The following is a 17,736-nucleotide window of genomic DNA, read 5'->3' on the forward strand; positions in this document are numbered from 1 at the left end:
TCAGTCGCGGCGGCCGCGCAGAAAGCCGTCATGCTCGGCGGCGGCGTCCGCGATCCGCCGCAGCAGGACGATGCCGCCCAGCAATGCATGCGCGGCGTCGCCGTCGCGCGCGGCCACGCGGCGTCGCAACAAGCGGGCGGCGGCGTCGCAGGTCTGCTCGAGCCGCGCGAAATCCGCTCGCGCGACGCGCGCGCGCACCGCGGCCGCCGCGCGGTGCGCGGCCGACTCGCGCGTGGCCAGGTCGGCGAGCGACAGCACGCTGTCGCCGAGCCCCCAGATCGCGAGCAGGTCGCGCATGTCGCGCTCGATCAGCGTCTGCGGCAGGCTGCCCGCGAAACCGAGCTCGCGCGCGAGACGGTCGGCCGTGCGGCTCAGCCATACGCTGGCCGGCCACGCACGCGGATCGCGTGCGATGGCGGCCAGATCGCGACGCACCGCGCGGTGCAGACGCCGTCGGCTCGTGCCGGCATCGCCGGGAAACACCAGCGCGAAGATCAGCGCGCCGAACGCGATGCCGAGCATCGTCGCGAGCGCGCTGTTCAGGAACGCGGCGTCGCCGATGCGCGTCGTGTTGTCCGGCGACGTGAAATTCCAGAAGAAGATCGAGAACGCGCTGCCCATCGCGGCCGTGCGCGGATGGCGCATCGCGATCCCGGTGCCGATCAGGAACACGCCCAGGATATAGGCGAGCATTTCGAAACCCGACACCGCCGGCAGCAGGATGAAGTTGCAGACGACGCCGGCGATCGCCGCGCATGCCGAGCCTTTCAGGAAGCCCACGGCCGCGCGCACGGAGTTCGGACGGGTCGAGAACAGCGCGCCGACCACGGCCGTGATCGCGACGAAACCGCCGCCTGACGGCCACGCGGTGAAAATCCAGATCGCCGACGCGGCCAGCACCGCGATGAACGCGCGCAGGCCGTTGCGCCACGCGAGCACCGGATCGCGGTGGAACGCGTAGCGCACCCGCGAAGGCGGCAGCTCGGGCCGGTCGAGCAGCGCCTGGCTCGCCCACGCGCGATCGAATCCGCCGAGCAGCGCCGCCAGCCGGTCGAGCGTGAGCAGGCGCGACGTGTCCGGCGCAGCCGGCGCGGCCGCCTCGGCGCGCAGCGCGTCGTTCACGCGTGCGCGCAGTGCGGCCATCTCCGGCGCCGCGTCGCCTGCCGCGGCGATACCGTCGAGCACACGCGCGACCTCGTCGACCAGTGGGTCCGGCGCGTCATGCGCGCGCGCCGCATGCTCGCGGATCGCCTGCGCGGCCGCCTGCGCCGTCAGCACGCCGAGCGCCGCCGCGCGCAAATGGCCGATCGCGCGACGCACCGACGGTGCGCCGGCCGCCGCATATTCCGCCGCGGTGTCGAGGTCGAGTGCGTCCGCGAACAGCCGGTGGACGGCCGCGCCATTCGGCTCGCGGCGCAGCGCGCCCGCGCCGAGCGCCACCGCGCGCTCGAGATAGCGCGCGAGCCGCGTCCGGACTTCGTCCAGCGGCGCGCCCGGCGCGAATACCGTTTCGAACAGCGCCCCGCACAGGATGCCGACCACCACGTATAGAAATCGCGCGACCGCGATATCGAACGCGTGCAGCGGCGCCGATACCGCATCCATCGCGATGATCGCGGCCGTATAGCCGGCGAGCACCGCCGCATACGCGCGGAAATTCCGCTGGAACGTCGCGACGCCCGCGCACAGGCCGATCCACGCGGCGAGCGCCGGCAGGAACAGCTCGGGCGTCTGCGCGAACGCGCCGGTCAACGCGAGCGCGACGGCCGCACCGATCGCGGTGCCGAGAATCCGGTACTGACTCTTCGACAGCCCCATCCCGCGGCTGCCCTGCGCGACGATCCACACCGTCGACGCGGCCCATTTCGGATCGTCGAGATTCATCCGGAATGCGATATAGAGCGCGAGCAGCGACGCAGCCGTATTGCGCAGCGCGAATGCAAGCGCGCCGGGCGGCAGCGTCGGCCGCGCGTCGCGCAGCGCGGCCCGGACGGCCGCGAGCGGCGGCATGCTGGGGAAGGCGAATTTCATCCGGCGAGCATACGATCGCGCGCCGGCCGCCACTAAGCGGCGGCGGCGGGATGCGTTATTGCGCCGGGCGGGATAATCGGCTCGACCTGCAGCGATCCGGCCCGTGACGGTAAGATGCGCGCAGGCCGAACATTGAAACGAATCGCATGGACCTCGAGAGCATCCGGATATTCCTGCGCGTGGTGGAGCGCGGCAGCTTCACCGGCGCCGCCACACAACTCGACATGCCGCTCAGCCGCGTGAGCCGCAAGATCAGGCAGCTCGAGGACGACCTCGGCGTCCAGCTGCTGTACCGCACGACGCGCCGCGTGTCCGTCACCGAAGCCGGGCGCGACTATTACGAACGCTGCCTGCGCGCCGAGGAAATCCTGCTCGACGCGGACCGCCAGGTGCGCGCGCTGCGCACGGAGCCCGAAGGCACGCTACGCGTGCTGGTGCCTTACGCGATCGGCCTGTTCGAACTGGAACCGGCGCTCGCCGAGTTTCGCCGGCGCTATCCGCTGGTCCAGCTCGTGCTGATCTACGACAACAGCGCGCTCGATCTCGTCGAACACGGCTTCGACGTCGCGCTGCGCACCGGCGTGCTGACGGATTCCGGCTACGTCGCCCGCTCGCTCGGCTGGTCGCACGCGAAGTTCGCGGCCAGCCCGCACTATCTCGACCGCGCCGGCCGGCCGCATACGCCGCAGGATCTCGCCGATCACGACATCCTGTTCGTCGGCCGCGACGTGCCCGGCCTGACGCTGCGCCTGACCAACGCGGCCGGCGACGTGGCCGACGTGCCGGTGCGGCCCGTGCTGATCTCGAACGAATCGGTCACGGTGCTGCGCCAGGCCGCGAGCGGCGGCGGCATCGCGCTGATTTCGACCCACTTCACCACGCGGCGGATCGAGAACAACGAACTCGAAATCGTGCTGCCCGACTGGCATCGCACCGACGACGTCGAACTGCACGCGCTGTACCCGAAGCGCGCGACGCTCGACAGCAAGGTGCGCGCGTTCGTCGAATTCCTGACGGAAGTCTTCACTGCGTGGCGGACGGCGGCGTAGCCGCGCCGTCACCCCATCGCACGACCGGCAATCGATGCACGTCCGCCGCATTATTGCGGCGCAGGAAAGGAATTAATGAGCACGCGGGCGTTGATCGCCGTTCGCCGCATCGTTAGCCTGTGCCGATGAAAAACGACCACAAACGCCACGGCAGCCACCTGAGCGCTGCCCGCCGACGCGTCACGCGCGTCGCGCCTTCCTGACCGGCCTGCCTGCTTGCCGAAGCCGTCACGGCTTCGCCGATCCGATCCCACGCCTGACCCGCACGCCGCGCGCGAGCGGCGTCCGCTTGCCGGGCCGCGCGCACGTCGCGCGTGTCCGCACGCGCGTGCGCCGTCGGCGCATGCGCCCCGCGGGCCACCTTTCATCACGCAGGAACACCATGTCATCTCCGTCACCCCAGGCGCCGCTGTCGGGCAGCAAGCTCGCGATCGGCACGATCGCGGTATCCCTCGCGATGTTCATGAACGTGCTCGATTCATCGATCGCGAACGTCGCGATCCCGACGATCTCGGGCGACCTCGGCGTGTCGGTCGACGAAGGCACGTGGGTGATCACGATCTTCGCGGCCGCGAACGCCGTGTCGATTCCGCTGACGGGCTGGCTCACGCAGCGCTTCGGCCAGGTGCGCCTGTTCGTCACGTCGATCCTGCTGTTCGTGTTCGCATCGTGGCTGTGCGGAATCGCGCCGAACCTGCCGACGCTGCTCGCCGCGCGGATCCTGCAAGGGGCGGTGGCAGGACCGCTCGCGCCGCTGTCGCAGGCGCTGCTGCTCGGCGCGTGGCCGCGGCAGAAGTCGTCGACGGCGCTCGCGCTGTGGTCGATGACGGCGCTCGTCGGCCCGATCGCGGGGCCGTCGCTCGGCGGCTGGATCACGTACGACTACAACTGGTCGTGGATCTTCTACATCAACATTCCGGTCGGCTTCTTCGCGGCGGCCGTCACGTGGTTCGTGTTCCGCGATCGCGAGTCGGCCACGCGCCGCCTGCCGATCGACACGGTCGGCCTGCTGTTGCTCGTGCTGTGGGTCGCGTCGCTGCAGATCATGCTCGACAAGGGCAAGGATCTCGACTGGTTCAACTCGCCCGTGATCGTCGCGCTGGGCATCGTCGCGCTGATCGGCTTCGCGTTCTTCCTCATCTGGGAGCTGAACGAAGCCAACCCGATCGTCGACCTGCGGCTCTTCACGCAACGCAACTTCGCGGGCGGCACGATCGCGATCTCCGTCGCGTACGGGATGTTCTTCGGCACGCTCGTGCTGCTGCCGCAATGGATGCAGGGCTATCTCGGCTACCGCGCGGTCGATTCGGGGCTCGCCACCGCGCCGCTCGGCGTGTTCGCGATCCTGCTCACGCCGCTCATGGGGCGCCTGCTGCCGCGCACCGATCCGCGTTATATCGCGACGACGGCGTTCGTCGGCTTCGCGGTCGTGTTCATGATGCGCACGACGTTCTACACCGACGTGTCGCGCTGGGATCTCGTGCTGCCGACGCTGCTGCAAGGCATTCCGATGGCGATGTTCTTCGTGCCGCTGACGTCGATCATCCTGTCCGGGCTGCCGCCGGACAAGATTCCGGCCGCGGCGGGCCTGTCGAATTTCGGCCGCACGTTCTGCGGCGCGGTGGGCACGTCGCTGATCAGCAATGCGTGGAACGACCGCACGATCCTGCATCACGTGCGGCTCACCGAACAGGCGAGCGTCACCAATCCGGTCTTCACGCAACAGCTCGACACGTCCCGTTCGCTGCTGCACCTGAGCCCCGATTCGGCGCTCGCGTTCTTCAATGCGTCGGTCGATTCGCAGGCGGCCGTGATGGGATTGAACGACATCTTCTACGTGTCGGCGATCATCTTCGTCGCGATCATCCCGCTGATCTGGATCACGAAACCGGTGCGCTCGGGCGGCGGCGATGCCGATGCGGCGGCGGCCGGCGCGCATTAATCCGCATGCGCGGCAGCAGCGCGACGACCGGGCGATCCGCCGCTCACGGCGACAACGGGAGCAAACGCGCGTCCGACAGCGGGCGCCGGTTGTATCGAATCGTTTCAACGCGCCGACGGCGTCGAATGCTGCGGGTATACTCCGTCGTCAGCCGCCTGCCGTGTCGTCGTCCGTCAAAAACGACCCGATTCCGGGCGGTTTCGTCGCGAAGCTTCGCGTTTCGCTCCCCCGCGCCCCAGCCTCGATACGAGACACCCGACGACCGACCATGAAACGATTCCTGCTGCTCCTTCCCGCCGCCCTGCTCGCCGCCTGCGGGTCCGCGCCCTCGTCCGAGTCGGCCGCCTCGGGCGCCGCGCCGATGATCTACGTGTCGTCGCAACGTCCGGCCTACGCGGTCGCGAACTGCCTCGACAGCCGCCTGTCGGGCACGGAGCAATCGCAGCACAACGGCGTGACCGACATCGCCGTCGGCTCGAATTCGTACTTCGTCACGCTGACGCCGTCGGGCAACGGCTCGGTGATCAAGGTCGTGCGCGGCTCGGGCAACGAACCGGCCGAGGAAGCGATGCGCTTCGCGGTCGCGCGCTGCGCGATCTGACATCCTTCGGCGCCGGGCGCCTGCCCGGCCCACCTGCCTGCCGCTGCGCGCCACCTGGCGCGCCTGCCGAATATTTTCATCCGAACGGCCGTCGATGAGAGAATCGCTCCACGATTCCCTTTCAACGGAGCCCGCATGAAGCACCTGCTGTCCCGGCTGTTCGTCAGCGCCGCGCTCGTCGCGCTTGTTCCGGCGCTGCCGGCGCAGGCTGCCACGCCGCCCGGCATCTTCGTCGTCGCCACGCAACTCGGCGAATTCACGACCCTCGACCCGAGCGGGATCTACGAGCTGGTGCCGTCCGAATACGTCGCGAACACCTACGAACGGCTGGTCCGCGTCGACCTGAAGGACCCGACGCGCTTCGACGGACAGATCGCGCAATCGTGGACGGTCGGCGCCGACGGCGTGACCTACACGTTCAAGCTGCGCCCGGGCCTGACGTTCCATTCCGGCAACCCGGTCACCGCCGACGACGTCGCATGGTCGCTGCAGCGCACCATCCTGCTCGACAAGGGGCCGGCCGGCGTGCTCGCCGATCTCGGCCTCACGAAGGCGAACGTCACGCAGAAGGTGCGCGTGGTCGATCCGCAAACGGTCGTGCTCGAAACCGACCGCAAGTACGCGCCGAGCTTCGTGCTCAACGTGCTGAGCGCGTGCCCGGCGTCGGTCTTCGACAAGAAGCTGCTGCTGTCGCACCAGCAAGGCAACGATTTCGGCAGCGGCTGGCTGCGCACCAACGACGCGGGCTCGGGCCCGTACCAGCTCGTCAAGTGGACGCCCAACGAGAGCATCGTGCTGCAGCGCTTCGACAAATACCGCACGCCGTACCCGATGAAGCGCGTGGTGCTGCGCCATGTGCCCGAAGCGTCAGCCCAACGGCTGCTGCTGGAGAACGGCGATGCCGATGCCGCGCGCAACCTGAGCCCCGACAGCCTCGCCGCGCTGTCGAAGGCCGGCAAGATCAAGATCGCGTCGTGGCCGGTGTCGGCGCTGCTGTACCTGAGCCTGAACACGAAGAACCCGAACCTCGCGAAGCCAGAGGTGCAGCAGGCGATGAAGTGGCTCGTCGATTACGACGGCATCCAGCGCAACATCGTCAGCACGACCTACAAGGTGCATCAGACCTTCCTGCCCGAAGGCTTCCTCGGCGCGTCGAACGCGCGGCCGTACAAGCAGGACGTCGCGAAGGCGAAGGCGCTGCTCGCGAAGGCCGGCTTGCCGAACGGTTTCGACGTGACGATGGACATGCCGAACGACTATCCGTACATCGAGATCGCGCAGGCGCTGCAGGCGAATTTCGCGCAGGGCGGCATCCGCGTGAAGCTGATCCCGGGCGACGCGAAGCAGGCGATCGGCAAGTACCGCGCGCGCCAGCACGACATCTTCGTCGGCGAATGGTCGCCCGACTACATGGACCCGAACAGCAACGCGCGCGGTTTCGCATGGAATCCGGACAACTCGGACCAGTCGCCGACCAAGATGCTCGCGTGGCGCAACGGCTGGGACATTCCGCAACTGACGAAGGACACCGAGGCCGCGCTCGTCGAGCCGTCGCCCGCGAAGCGCGCGCAGCGTTACGAAGCGCTGCAGAAGGCCGTGCTCGCGAACTCGCCGTTCATCATCATGTTCGAGAAGGTCGTGCAGGTCGCCACGCGCCCCGGCGTGACCGGGCCGGAAATCGGGCCGATCAACGACCTCGTGTCATACCGCACGCTCGCGAAGTAATCGCGGCCGCCCGCGCGCGTGGCCACGCCGCCGCGCGGGCAATCCGCCGCGAGCCGCCGTGCCGGCGCCGGGCGCCTATGCGCTGCCGATCGGCCGCTTCATCGAGGCCGCCGCGTATTGCGCGCGCCATCCGCAGATCCGCAAGCGCGTGCTGTCCGACGCGGGCATCCGGTTCTGCGCGCCGCTGTTCGACCTGTCTCGCGGATCGGCGACGACCGGCTCCACGTGTGCGCCGACCCGCTGTCCTGCACGTTTGTCGTCACGCTGCGCGCGACGAGCCTCGGCGGCCGCAGTGCAACGCGATCCGGCGGCGGCGCGAAGCGCCGGACACGCGGCAGCAAGCTGCCGGCCGGTGCCCGTTCAATTGAATGCCGCCCATACCAGGTACGCGTTCAGCCCGACGATCACGACCGTCGCCGCGCCGGCGACGATCCGCAGCGGCATCCGCATCGCGTAAGCGCCCATCACGTCCGTGCGTGCCGACAGCATCAGCAGCGCGATCATCGGCATCGGCAGCACGAAGCTCAGCACGACCTGGCTGACCACCATCGCGCGCGTGACGTCGCAGCCGAGCGCGACCACCACGAACGCGGGCGCGATCGTCACCGCGCGCCGCACCCAGATCGACATGCGGCGGCGGATGAAGCCCTGCATCACGACCTGCCCCGCCATCGTGCCGACCACCGAGCTCGACACGCCGGAGGTCAGCAGCGCGACAAGAAACAGCGCGCCGGCCGCCGGCCCGAGCACGGGAATCAGCGTGTGATAGGCGTCGCCGATGTCGGTCATGCCGGGTGCGGCCGCGTGAAACGCCGACGACGCCATCATCACCATCGCGAGATTCACGAAGCCGGCGAGCCCCAGCGCGATCACGACTTCGCGGTTGGAGAACCGCACGAGCCGGCGCCGCTCTCCGTCGTCGCGCGGCGCGGTGCGATCCTGCGTGAGGCCCGAATGCAGATACAGCGTGTGCGGCATGATCGTCGCGCCGATGATGCCCACCGCGATCGTCAGCGCCGCATGATCCGGAATCTGCGGGACCACCAGATGGAACGCGGCGGCATGCCAGTCCTGCGGCGCGATCAGCAGTTCGCCGAGATAGCACGCGCCGATCACGCCGACCAGCGCCGCGATCGCCGCTTCCAGCGGCCGGAAGCCGCGTTTTTCGAGCGCGAGGATCGCGCAGGTCACGAACGCGGTCGCGATCATCCCCGCGAACAGCGACAGGTGGCACAACAACCCGAACGCGAGTGCGCCGCCGAGGAATTCGGCGAGATCGGTCGCCATCGCGGCGATCTCCGACGCGATCCACATGCCCCACACGACCGGCGCGGGAAAGCGGTCGCGGCACAGCTCGGCGAGATTGCGGCCGGTCACGATGCCGAGCTTCGCCGACATCGCCTGGAACAGCATCGCGATCGCGTTCGCGGCCAGCACGACCCACAGCAGCCGGTAGCCGTACGCGGCGCCGGCCTGGATGTTGGTCGCGAAGTTGCCGGGGTCCATGTAGCCGATCGACGCGATCACGGCCGGGCCGACGAACGGCAGCAGCGCGGCGACGCCGGTGCGGCGCCCTTCCAGCGCGGCGCGCGCCGCGCCGTCGGTATGCTCGATGGACCGGCCCGGCAGCGCGAAGCCGCCGGCAGGTTTGCTCGGGACGGGAATCATGGTCAGTATTCCGTTCGAATGAGGAGGACCGATTCGGGGTTCACCCCGCCACGGCCAGCAAGCCGCGTGCCGGCCACGGCAGGACGCCGGCGGCGTTACAGCGGCACGACGTCGGGACGATTGCGCGGAAATTGCGCGATCACGTCCGGCGCGACGTTCAGGTGCGCTTCGACGAGCTTCGGCGGCGTGTGCGCGAGCCAGTCGGACAACGACACCTCCGCATAACGGTCGGTCTTGAAGATCTCGAGGAACACGAGGTCGGTCTGGCCGGTGTTCTGCACGTAGTGACCGAGGCTCTTCTTCACATAGCCGACGTCGCCCGCGCGGAAGTCGGCCGTCTGCGCCTTCGGCCCCGTGTCGAACACGGTCATCCGCGCCTCGCCTTGCAGGTAGTACTGCCATTCGTCCGCGTTCGGGTGCCAGTGCAGCTCGCGCATGCCGCCCGGATGCACGGTGACGAGCGCCGCCGCGACGGTCGTCGACACGTTGAAGTTGGTGCTGTCCGCGATCCGCACCTCGCCGCCGCGCGTCTTCCTGACCGGCTTCATGTCGCCGAGCGAAAAGACGAACGGATGCGGCGGCGCACCGGCCGACGCGGCCGACGCGCGCTGCGCATCCGCCAGCGGGCCCGGTTCGTCGCCCTGGAAGATCCAAAGATTGTCGAGCGGCACGTTCCTGAACGCGTCGGCCGGCACGCCGAAGTTCAGCGCAAGCACGTCGGGCGGTGTATGCGCGATCCAGTCGGTCAACAGCAGCGTGTTGAATTCGGACGCGCGACCGTTATCGAAGGCGAGCAGGAATTCGGCGCCGTCGCTGCCGAGGCCCTGCAGCGAATGCGGCAGGCCGGGCGGGAAATACCAGAGATCGCCGGTCTTGACGTCCTGCACCGACGGCCGCCCGAGTTCGTCGAGCACCGTGATCCGGCAGCGGCCGTCGAGCATGATGGCCCACTCGGCCTGCTGGTGCCAGTGCATCTCGCGAATGCCGCCGCGCGTCAGCCGCATGTTGACGCCGGAAATGGTTTCGGAAATCGCGAAATCGTCCTGCGTCACTTCGCGCGCCCATCCGCCATTCTGAATGCGTTTATGGGCATTATTGAAAGACGCCCAGAATAACGGCATCCCGTTGATATCGGTAGCCGGCGGATCCTGAAAAGACGGGAATTGATTGGCGATGGCCGGATTTTTAGGCCCCGGGTCGGTCAGGCTCTGCCGGTTGCGGGCATTCACCGCGCCTTCCGGCGGGCTGTCCGGGTTACCGAACGAAGCGGCCTTCGCCGTTACCGCAATGCCCGCGGCCGCAATGGCGCCGGCCGTACTCGTCAACATCCTGCGTCGAGAAAGATTCGTCATGATTTCCTCTTCATTTCTGTCATCGAGAGAATTCCCATTACGGAATACCTGCCGTTTTCGAATGATCGAAAATCGAACATCCCGTGACGCAAGTTAAATCCATATTCATCTAAAAATTAAATGAATTATTAACCTGAATTAATGACTGAATGTAATCGACTTTAATTTTGTAATTGTTGCGATGCAGCAGAGGATGAATGTCGGGAAGAAGGGGGCGATATGCGCGCCGGTCGATGGCGGCCCCATGCCATCGACCGGAACGGGAAAATGCGGATGCGCCGGCTTTCACGTGCCCGGACCGGCCGGGCCGGGACCGGGTCACGCCCGCGGCATGTCGGCAAGTCGTTGCGCGGCGAAGCGCAATCCGCCGAGAATGCGTTCGGCGATCCTCGCCGGAAAGCCGGCCGGCAGCGCCGCGCCGACCGATTCGATCACGTGCGGCGTCGACGCCATGAGTCGTTCGACGATCGGCGTAGCGATGTCGCCAAGCAGGCAATACTCCGCCATCGCAGTGAAGTGGCGGCGCGTGATGTCGCGCATCGCATAGTGCTTGCGCTTGCCGTGCACGGCCATCGCGAGCTTCGCCTTGTGCCACGACCACTGGTTCGCGCCATCCCCCTCGACCGGCCAGATCGACATCACGTCGTAGAGCGGCGTCAGACGGAAGCGGCCGCCCGGCAGCAGGCGCAGGCTGAAGTTCTTCGCATGCCCGTCCGGTGCGGCGAGCATCCAGAACACCACCAACGCGGTGAACAGCGTGTCGAGGTCGGCCTGCGCCGTTTCCGACCGGCGGAGGATGCCGGCCAGATCGGGCACGCCGGGGCCGCCCTGCGCTTCGTATTTCAGATGCGGCGGCACGCCGAGCGCCTGGCAGAAATCCTCTTGCGGCAAGCGCAACAGCCATCCGCCGTCACGATGCAGCGCGCGATCGAAGCGCGCGACCGACAACACCTTGTGTTCGCCGAAACGGAGGATGTCGGCCTGCGCCGTCGGCAAGCCGAACGCGCGCAGAATCGCGAGGCACAGCCACTCGTTTTCGACGGATGTCGTCAGATCCGCACGCTTGTTGCCGACCAGCCCGAGCGGCAACTTGAGGATATGCGTGGTCGGCGTCGCGCCATGCGGACGCATCCACCGCCCGTCGTGAAACAGCAGCGCGGTCTTTTCCTGCGCGCCGGCCAGCGACAGGCGGAAATCGTCATCGTCCTGCGCGCCGCCCGCCGCCCCGCTCGCCTGATCGAGTACGCGTGCCACGTCGTCGTCGGACAACGGCGTACCGTCGATCCGGTCATGGCCGGCCGGGGTTTCATCCTCGCCGAGCAACTGCACCGCGCCGATGCAGTCCCGGCCGAGCGCCGCGAGCAGATCGAACGGCTCGGTCGTCGCCGTGCCGAACCGGGACGCAAGCCGACGCCGAATCGCGTCACTGTCGGGCAGCAGATTGTCGAAGTAGTGATTGACGCGCTCGCCGCGCAACGGCGCAGGGCCGATGCCGAACGGCAGCGACAGCGACAGCGGGCGGCCGGCATCCGACTGTTTCCAGCCGGCGTCGTAGTGCAGTTCCATGTCGCCGCGCGCGGGAATCCGCCAGATTCCGACCCGCACGCCATTGGCCCAGATCGATAGCGCGCGGCTGTGCGATTTGCGCCCCATCGATTACCACTCGACGTTGGCAGCGTCGCGCCCGTCCTTCGTGCGGATGCTGAGCTCGAGACCGTATAGCGCGGTCAATTCGAGCAACTGCTTGAGCGACAGGCTTTCGGTGCGGATCGTTTCCAGCGACGACAGGCGCGATTGGCCGACGCCGATGCGTGCCGCCGCCTCGGCTTGCGTCAGCCCCTTGGCCTGACGCGCTGACGACAGGATCTCGCCCAGTTGAGCAGGGGTATTGACGATGAGATTCACGGCGGGGGCCCTCTATGCGATTCATGCAGTATATCTCTGACAGGCATAAACGCAAATTATCTCTGTTAGAGATAAACGCAAAATATTCGTGTCAGAAATATTTTTCACGTCGGGCGTTGCGCCCCGCCGTTGCACGCACGCCCATCCCCCTATCACCCACCGCAAACCCATAGTTTTTATTCGCTGGCGCGCGTGATTTTGGCTTTGTCAGATAGATGACATCGAATCATCAAATGACAACGATCTAACAGCCTGATGACCTGCGCATTCGCCCACACCGTCGAATCCCGCTTCGCCGACCTGACGCCGACCGCGAAACGCATCGCCAGCTACATGCTTGCGAACCTCGATCGGCTCGGCCTCGAAACCGCCGACCAGATCGCGCAGCAGACCGGCACCAGCGGCATTTCGGTCGGGCGTTTCCTGCGCAGCGTCGGTTACCGGAATCTCGACGATCTGAAACGCGAACTGCGCGGCGGCAGCGATCGTCCATGGATGATCACCGACCGCCTCGACGAGTACCGCCGCGCCACCACCTCGCCCACGACCGCCACCGCCGACGCGCGCGACGGCGATCGCAGCGGCGGCACGCTCGCCGCCTCGCTCGAGCGCGAACTCGACGCAATCCGCCATGTGTACCGGCTTGCCGAAGAACCGGTGTTCGCGCAGGTGGCCGACCGGATCGCGCATGCCGATGCCGTCTTCATCCTCGGGATCCAGTCGACGCGCGGCATCAGCAACGCGTTCAGCAGCTACCTCGAATACCTGCGCCCGCGCGTGTTCTATTCCGACGGCCAGTCGGGCTCGTACGTCGATTCGCTGAATTCCGAGTTCGAACGGCCGTACTGCATCGTCACCGACACGCGCGCCTATTCGCGCAGCGCACGTCGCTATTGCCAGGCCGCCGCCGAACGCGGCCAGCCGTTCGCGCTCGTCACCGATCTGTATTGCCCGTGGGCGCGCGAGTGGCCGGCCGACCTATTGCAGGTGAAGACCGACGTCGGCCAGTTCTGGGATTCGCTCGCGCCGCTCACCTGCCTGTTCAACCTGCTGATCACCGCCGTGGTCGACCGCCTCGGTCCCGCGATCGACCGGCGCGTCGCGCGCAACCGCGAATTGCAGCACACGTTCGACCAATTCGAATCCTGAGCGAACCGGACCGCCGATGAACCGTCACCGTCTCGTCGAAATCACGCCCGCCACGCATCGCGTCGAGATCGATCTCGTCTACGCGACCGAGCGCAACCTGACCGGCAAGCCGATCTACCGCACCGCGCACTGTCTGCTGCTCGAGCCGGCCGAAGCCGCGCTGCGCCGCGCCGTGGACATCGCCGCGCAGGCCGGCTTCACGCTGCGCCTCTACGACGCATACCGGCCGCCGCAGGCGCAGCAGGTGCTGTGGGATTTCCTGCCCGACCCGAACTTCGTCGCCGATCTCGGCCGCGGGTCGAACCACAGCCGCGGCACCGCGCTCGACCTGACGCTCGTCGGCGCGAACGGCGAGCCGCTCGACATGGGCACGGGCTTCGACGAGATGGTCGCCGCGTCGAGCCACTTCCACGCGGGGCTGCCGGAGCCGGTGCAACGCAACCGGCTGCTGCTGCTCGGCATGATGCACGCGGCCGGATTCACCCACATCGACAGCGAGTGGTGGCACTACGAGCTGCCGGGTTCGCACGCGCTGCCGCCGATCGACAACGCGGCGAGCGGCCCGTGGCGCCTGATGTGACGACGCCGCACGCCCTCTTTTTCATGCACGTTCACGTTCAACGACTCAAACGACAGATGGAGAAGTGCCCATGAAATTCCCGACCTCCCGGCTCGTCGCGGCGCTGGCCGCCGCGTCCCTGCTCGCCGCCGTGCCGCTTTCCGCCGCCCGCGCGGAAACGCCGAAGGACATGTTCGTGATGGCCACGCTGCTCGACGAATTCACGACGCTCGATCCGGGCGAGATCTACGAACTGGTGCCGGAGGAATACGTCGCGAACACGTACGACCGGCTCGTGCGCGTCGACCTGCGCGATCCGTCGAAATTCAACGGCGACGTCGCGCAATCGTGGACCGTGAGCCCCGACGGGCTGACCTATACGTTCAAGCTGCGCCCGGGCCTCAAGTTCCACTCGGGCAACCCGCTGACGGCCGACGACGTCGCATGGTCGATCCAGCGCACGGTGCTGCTCGACAAGGGCCCGGCCGCGGTGCTGACCGGCATCGGGCTCACGAAAGCCAACGTCGCGGCGAACGTGAAGAAGCTCGACGACCAGACGGTGTCGATCACGACCGACCACAAATACGCGCCGACCTTCGTGCTGAACGTGCTCGGCTCGTGGCCCGCGTCGGTGCTCGACAAGAAGCTGCTGCTGTCGCACCAGCAGGGCAACGACTTCGGCAACGCGTGGCTGAAGACCAACGAGGCCGGCTCCGGCGGCTACAAGCTCGTCAAGTGGTCGCCCAGCGACAGCCTCGTGCTGCAGCGCTTCGACGGCTACCGGCTGCCGCTCGCGATGAAGCGCATCGTGCTGCGCCACGTGCCCGAAGCCGCGAGCCAGCGCCTGCTGCTGGAAAACGGCGACGTCGACGCGGCGCGCGACCTGAGCCCCGACGATCTCGCGGCGGTCGTGAAATCCGGCAAGGCGAAGGTGTCGGTCTCGCCGCAGGCGACGCTGCTGTATCTCGGCCTGAATACGAAGAACCCGACGCTCGCGAAGCCCGACGTGCAGGAAGCGCTGAAGTGGCTGGTCGACTATTCGGGCATCCAGTCCAACGTCGTGAAGACGACCTACAAGGTGCACCAGACTTTCCTGCCCGAAGGTTTCCTCGGCACGCTGAATGCGAACCCGTACAAGCTCGACGTCGCGAAGGCGAAGGCGCTGCTCGCGAAGGCCGGCGTGCCGAACGGCTTCTCGGTGACGATGGACGTGCGCAACGACTATCCGTACACGGAGATCGCGCAGGCGGTGCAGGCGAATTTCGCGCAGGCGGGCGTCAAGGTGCAGTTGATCCCCGGCGACAACAAGCAGACGCTCGCGAAATACCGCGCACGCCAGCACGACATCTACATCGGCGAATGGTCGGCCGACTACATCGACCCGCACAGCAATGCGCAGGGTTTCGCATGGAATCCGGACAACACCGACAAGTCGAGCTATAAAATGCTGGCCTGGCGCAACAGCTGGGACATTCCGCAACTGACGAAGGAAACCGACGCCGCGCTCGCGGAGCCGACCGCCGCGCAACGCGCGCAGCGGTACCAGGCGATGCAGAAGGAGATGCTCGCGCGCTCGCCGTTCGTGATCATGTTCGAGAAAGTCGCGCAGGTCGCGACGCGGCCCGGCGTGAGCGGGCTCGAAGTCGGGCCGATCAACGATCTCGTGTCGTACCGTAACCTGAAGAAGCAATAAGATTCGCCGCATGTCGACCCCCGCCTCCTCCCTCGAAGCGCTGCGCACGCTGCCCGCGCGGCGCCCGGCCGTCCGCTGGGCGCTGCGCGTGCTGCGCTGGGCGCTCACGCTCGCCGTCACGTTCGCGGGGCTGCTCGCGCTGACGTTCGTGATCGGCCGCAAGGTGCCGATCGATCCCGTGCTCGCGATCCTCGGCGATCGCGCGTCCGCCGAAGCCTACGCGGCCGAGCGCATCGCGCTCGGCCTCGACAAGCCGCTCGTCACGCAGTTCCTGATCTACGCGCGCGACGTGCTGCATGGCAATCTCGGCATGTCGCTGCTGACCGCGAACCCGGTGCTCGACGACATCAAGCGCGTGTTTCCGGCCACGCTCGAACTCGCGACGATCGCGACGTTGATCGGCATCGCGATCGGCGTGCCGCTCGGCGTCGCGGCCGCCGTGAAGCACAACCGGCCGATCGATCACATCGCACGCTTCGTCGGGCTGATCGGCAATTCGGTGCCGGTGTTCTGGCTCGGGCTGATGGGGCTGCTGCTGTTCTATGCGCGGCTGCACTGGGTCGGCGGCCCGGGCCGGCTCGATCCCGTGTACGACGGGATGGTCGACCCGCGCACGGGCAGCCTGCTGATCGACGCGGCGCTCGCCGGCGAGTGGGACGTGTTCCGCAACGCGGTGTCGCACATCGCGCTGCCGGCCGCGATCCTCGGCTACTACTCGGTCGCCTACCTGAGCCGGATGACGCGCTCGTTCATGCTCGACCAGTTGAGCCAGGAATACATCGTCACCGCGCGCGCGAAGGGCTTGTCCGAGCGCCGCGTGATCTGGCGGCATGCGTTCGGCAACATCGCGGTGCCGCTGCTTACCGTGATCGCGCTCACGTACAGCAACCTGCTCGAAGGCTCGGTACTGACCGAGATCGTGTTCGCGTGGCCGGGGCTCGGCTCGTACCTGACCGGCGCGCTGCTGAACGCCGACATGAACGCGGTGCTCGGCGCGACGCTCGTGATCGGCGCGATGTTCATCACCGTCAACCTGCTGACCGACGCGCTGTACCGCGTGTTCGATCCGCGTGCGCGCTGAGGGCCGGTTCGATATGACCGCTTCCATCCTGCGTCCTGTTCCACCCATGTCGAAGGCCACCCGACCATGAACGCCGAGCGTCTCACCCTGCGCGCGTGGCTGCTTTCCGATGCGCCCGCGTCGCGCTCGCAGGCCGCGTTCGGCCTCGCGTACCGCCGCTGGCGCCGGTTCGCCACGAATCCGCTCAACCTGTTCGGGCTCGCGATCCTGGTCGCGCTGATCGTCGTCGCGATCGTCGGCCCGCTGATCATGCCGCACGATCCGCTGCGCCAGGTGCTGCCCGACCGGCTGCTGCCGCCCGGCTCGCCGTCGCACTGGTTCGGCACCGACCAGCTCGGCCGCGACATCCTTTCGCGGCTGATCGCCGGATCGCGCCTGACGCTCGGCATCGCGCTGCTCGTCGTCGTGATCGTCGTGCCGATCGGCCTGCTGATCGGCACGACGGCCGGCTATTGCGGCGGCTTCGTCGACAGCGTGCTGATGCGCATCACCGACATCGCGCTCGCGTTCCCGAAGATCGTGCTCGCGCTCGCGTTCGCGGCCGCGCTCGGGCCCGGCGTGATCAACGCGGTCGTCGCGATCTCGATCACCGCGTGGCCGGCGTATGCGCGGCTCGCCCGCGCGGAGACGATCCGCATCGCGCAGGCCGACTACATCCATGCGGCGCGGCTGCAGGGCGCGTCGGGCCCGCGCATCCTGCTGCGCTACATCATGCCGCTGTGCATGTCGTCGGTGATCGTGCGCGCGACGCTCGACATGGCCGGCATCATCCTGACCGTCGCGGGCCTCGGCTTTCTCGGCCTCGGCGCGCAGCCGCCGAGCCCGGAATGGGGCTTCATGGTCGCGTCGGGCCGCAACGTGCTGCTCGACGCATGGTGGGTCGCGACGCTGCCCGGCATCGCGATCCTGCTCGTCAGCCTCGCGTTCAACCTGCTCGGCGACGGGCTGCGCGACGTCTTCGATCCGCGTCATGGAGCGTGA

General features: G+C 67.6%; 14 protein-coding genes. 9 read left to right on the forward strand and 5 right to left on the reverse strand.

The features are described 5' to 3' along the window. Positions 1-2,031: an FUSC family protein gene (locus tag QZM72_RS13430; protein ID WP_089469987.1), complete on the reverse strand. Its 2,031-nt coding sequence runs from the start codon at positions 2,029-2,031 to the stop codon at positions 1-3. Positions 2,032-2,177: 146 nt separating this feature from the next. Here QZM72_RS13430 and QZM72_RS13435 point away from each other — a divergent pair, with 146 nt between their 5' ends. The 4 genes from QZM72_RS13435 (at position 2,178) to QZM72_RS13450 (ending at position 7,348) form a co-directional block, all read left to right on the forward strand. Then, positions 2,178-3,080, forward strand: coding sequence for a LysR family transcriptional regulator (locus QZM72_RS13435; protein ID WP_089469988.1), 903 nt, complete (start codon positions 2,178-2,180; stop codon positions 3,078-3,080). Between the two features lie 382 nt (positions 3,081-3,462). After that, the gene (locus QZM72_RS13440; protein WP_089469990.1) at positions 3,463-5,022 is read left to right on the forward strand and encodes a DHA2 family efflux MFS transporter permease subunit; all 1,560 of its coding nucleotides are present in this window, start codon (positions 3,463-3,465) and stop codon (positions 5,020-5,022) included. A 268-nt stretch (positions 5,023-5,290) separates the two neighbouring features. Next, positions 5,291-5,623 (forward strand): sugar ABC transporter ATPase, encoded by a 333-nt coding sequence (locus QZM72_RS13445; protein WP_089470589.1) that lies wholly within the window; start codon positions 5,291-5,293, stop codon positions 5,621-5,623. A gap of 135 nt (positions 5,624-5,758) precedes the next feature. Further along, on the forward strand, positions 5,759-7,348 hold the full coding sequence (locus QZM72_RS13450; protein ID WP_301738351.1) for an ABC transporter substrate-binding protein: 1,590 nt from the start codon (positions 5,759-5,761) through the stop codon (positions 7,346-7,348). A 360-nt stretch (positions 7,349-7,708) separates the two neighbouring features. Here QZM72_RS13450 and QZM72_RS13455 read toward each other — a convergent pair whose 3' ends face one another. The 4 genes from QZM72_RS13455 to QZM72_RS13470 all read right to left on the reverse strand — a co-directional run bounded on the left by QZM72_RS13455 (position 7,709) and on the right by QZM72_RS13470 (position 12,273). Continuing rightward, positions 7,709-9,016: an Nramp family divalent metal transporter gene (locus QZM72_RS13455; protein WP_301738352.1), complete on the reverse strand. Its 1,308-nt coding sequence runs from the start codon at positions 9,014-9,016 to the stop codon at positions 7,709-7,711. A 95-nt stretch (positions 9,017-9,111) separates the two neighbouring features. Then, positions 9,112-10,368: an oxalate decarboxylase family bicupin gene (locus QZM72_RS13460; RefSeq protein WP_209924950.1), complete on the reverse strand. Its 1,257-nt coding sequence runs from the start codon at positions 10,366-10,368 to the stop codon at positions 9,112-9,114. Positions 10,369-10,686: 318 nt separating this feature from the next. Beyond that, positions 10,687-12,021 (reverse strand): type II toxin-antitoxin system HipA family toxin, encoded by a 1,335-nt coding sequence (locus tag QZM72_RS13465; RefSeq protein ID WP_301738353.1) that lies wholly within the window; start codon positions 12,019-12,021, stop codon positions 10,687-10,689. Between the two features lie 3 nt (positions 12,022-12,024). Then, a complete protein-coding gene (locus QZM72_RS13470; protein WP_050012821.1) occupies positions 12,025-12,273 on the reverse strand; it encodes a helix-turn-helix transcriptional regulator in 249 nt (82 codons plus the stop codon). Positions 12,274-12,528: 255 nt separating this feature from the next. Between QZM72_RS13470 and sapR the strand changes: the two genes are divergently transcribed. The 5 genes from sapR to nikC all read left to right on the forward strand — a co-directional run bounded on the left by sapR (position 12,529) and on the right by nikC (position 17,736). Further along, entirely contained in the window at positions 12,529-13,422 is an 894-nt protein-coding gene (gene sapR, locus QZM72_RS13475; protein WP_301738354.1) for a sap1 transcriptional regulator SapR, read from the forward strand. A gap of 16 nt (positions 13,423-13,438) precedes the next feature. Next, positions 13,439-14,002, forward strand: a complete 564-nt coding sequence (gene ddpX, locus QZM72_RS13480; RefSeq protein ID WP_301738355.1) for a D-alanyl-D-alanine dipeptidase — start codon at positions 13,439-13,441, stop codon at positions 14,000-14,002. Positions 14,003-14,072: 70 nt separating this feature from the next. Further along, the gene (locus tag QZM72_RS13485; protein ID WP_301738357.1) at positions 14,073-15,674 is read left to right on the forward strand and encodes an ABC transporter substrate-binding protein; all 1,602 of its coding nucleotides are present in this window, start codon (positions 14,073-14,075) and stop codon (positions 15,672-15,674) included. 10 nt (positions 15,675-15,684) lie between these two features. Beyond that, positions 15,685-16,755 (forward strand): ABC transporter permease, encoded by a 1,071-nt coding sequence (locus tag QZM72_RS13490; protein WP_065501758.1) that lies wholly within the window; start codon positions 15,685-15,687, stop codon positions 16,753-16,755. Between the two features lie 66 nt (positions 16,756-16,821). After that, entirely contained in the window at positions 16,822-17,736 is a 915-nt protein-coding gene (nikC, locus tag QZM72_RS13495) for a nickel transporter permease (RefSeq protein WP_301738358.1), read from the forward strand.

This window comes from Burkholderia sp. AU45388 (assembly GCF_030481585.1).
Classification (GTDB): Bacteria; Pseudomonadota; Gammaproteobacteria; order Burkholderiales; family Burkholderiaceae; genus Burkholderia; species Burkholderia sola.

Excerpts from the sequence above, each read along its gene's own strand:
- QZM72_RS13430 (WP_089469987.1), bottom strand. The coding sequence starts at position 2,031 with ATGAAATTCGCCTTCCCCAGCATGCCGCCGCTCGCGGCCGTCCGGGCC.
- QZM72_RS13435 (WP_089469988.1), top strand. The coding sequence starts at position 2,178 with ATGGACCTCGAGAGCATCCGGATATTCCTGCGCGTGGTGGAGCGCGGC.
- QZM72_RS13440 (WP_089469990.1), top strand. The coding sequence starts at position 3,463 with ATGTCATCTCCGTCACCCCAGGCGCCGCTGTCGGGCAGCAAGCTCGCG.
- QZM72_RS13445 (WP_089470589.1), top strand. The coding sequence starts at position 5,291 with ATGAAACGATTCCTGCTGCTCCTTCCCGCCGCCCTGCTCGCCGCCTGC.
- QZM72_RS13450 (WP_301738351.1), top strand. The coding sequence starts at position 5,759 with ATGAAGCACCTGCTGTCCCGGCTGTTCGTCAGCGCCGCGCTCGTCGCG.
- QZM72_RS13455 (WP_301738352.1), bottom strand. The coding sequence starts at position 9,016 with ATGATTCCCGTCCCGAGCAAACCTGCCGGCGGCTTCGCGCTGCCGGGC.
- QZM72_RS13460 (WP_209924950.1), bottom strand. The coding sequence starts at position 10,368 with ATGACGAATCTTTCTCGACGCAGGATGTTGACGAGTACGGCCGGCGCC.
- QZM72_RS13465 (WP_301738353.1), bottom strand. The coding sequence starts at position 12,021 with ATGGGGCGCAAATCGCACAGCCGCGCGCTATCGATCTGGGCCAATGGC.
- sapR (WP_301738354.1), top strand. The coding sequence starts at position 12,529 with ATGACCTGCGCATTCGCCCACACCGTCGAATCCCGCTTCGCCGACCTG.
- ddpX (WP_301738355.1), top strand. The coding sequence starts at position 13,439 with ATGAACCGTCACCGTCTCGTCGAAATCACGCCCGCCACGCATCGCGTC.
- QZM72_RS13485 (WP_301738357.1), top strand. The coding sequence starts at position 14,073 with ATGAAATTCCCGACCTCCCGGCTCGTCGCGGCGCTGGCCGCCGCGTCC.
- QZM72_RS13490 (WP_065501758.1), top strand. The coding sequence starts at position 15,685 with ATGTCGACCCCCGCCTCCTCCCTCGAAGCGCTGCGCACGCTGCCCGCG.
- nikC (WP_301738358.1), top strand. The coding sequence starts at position 16,822 with ATGAACGCCGAGCGTCTCACCCTGCGCGCGTGGCTGCTTTCCGATGCG.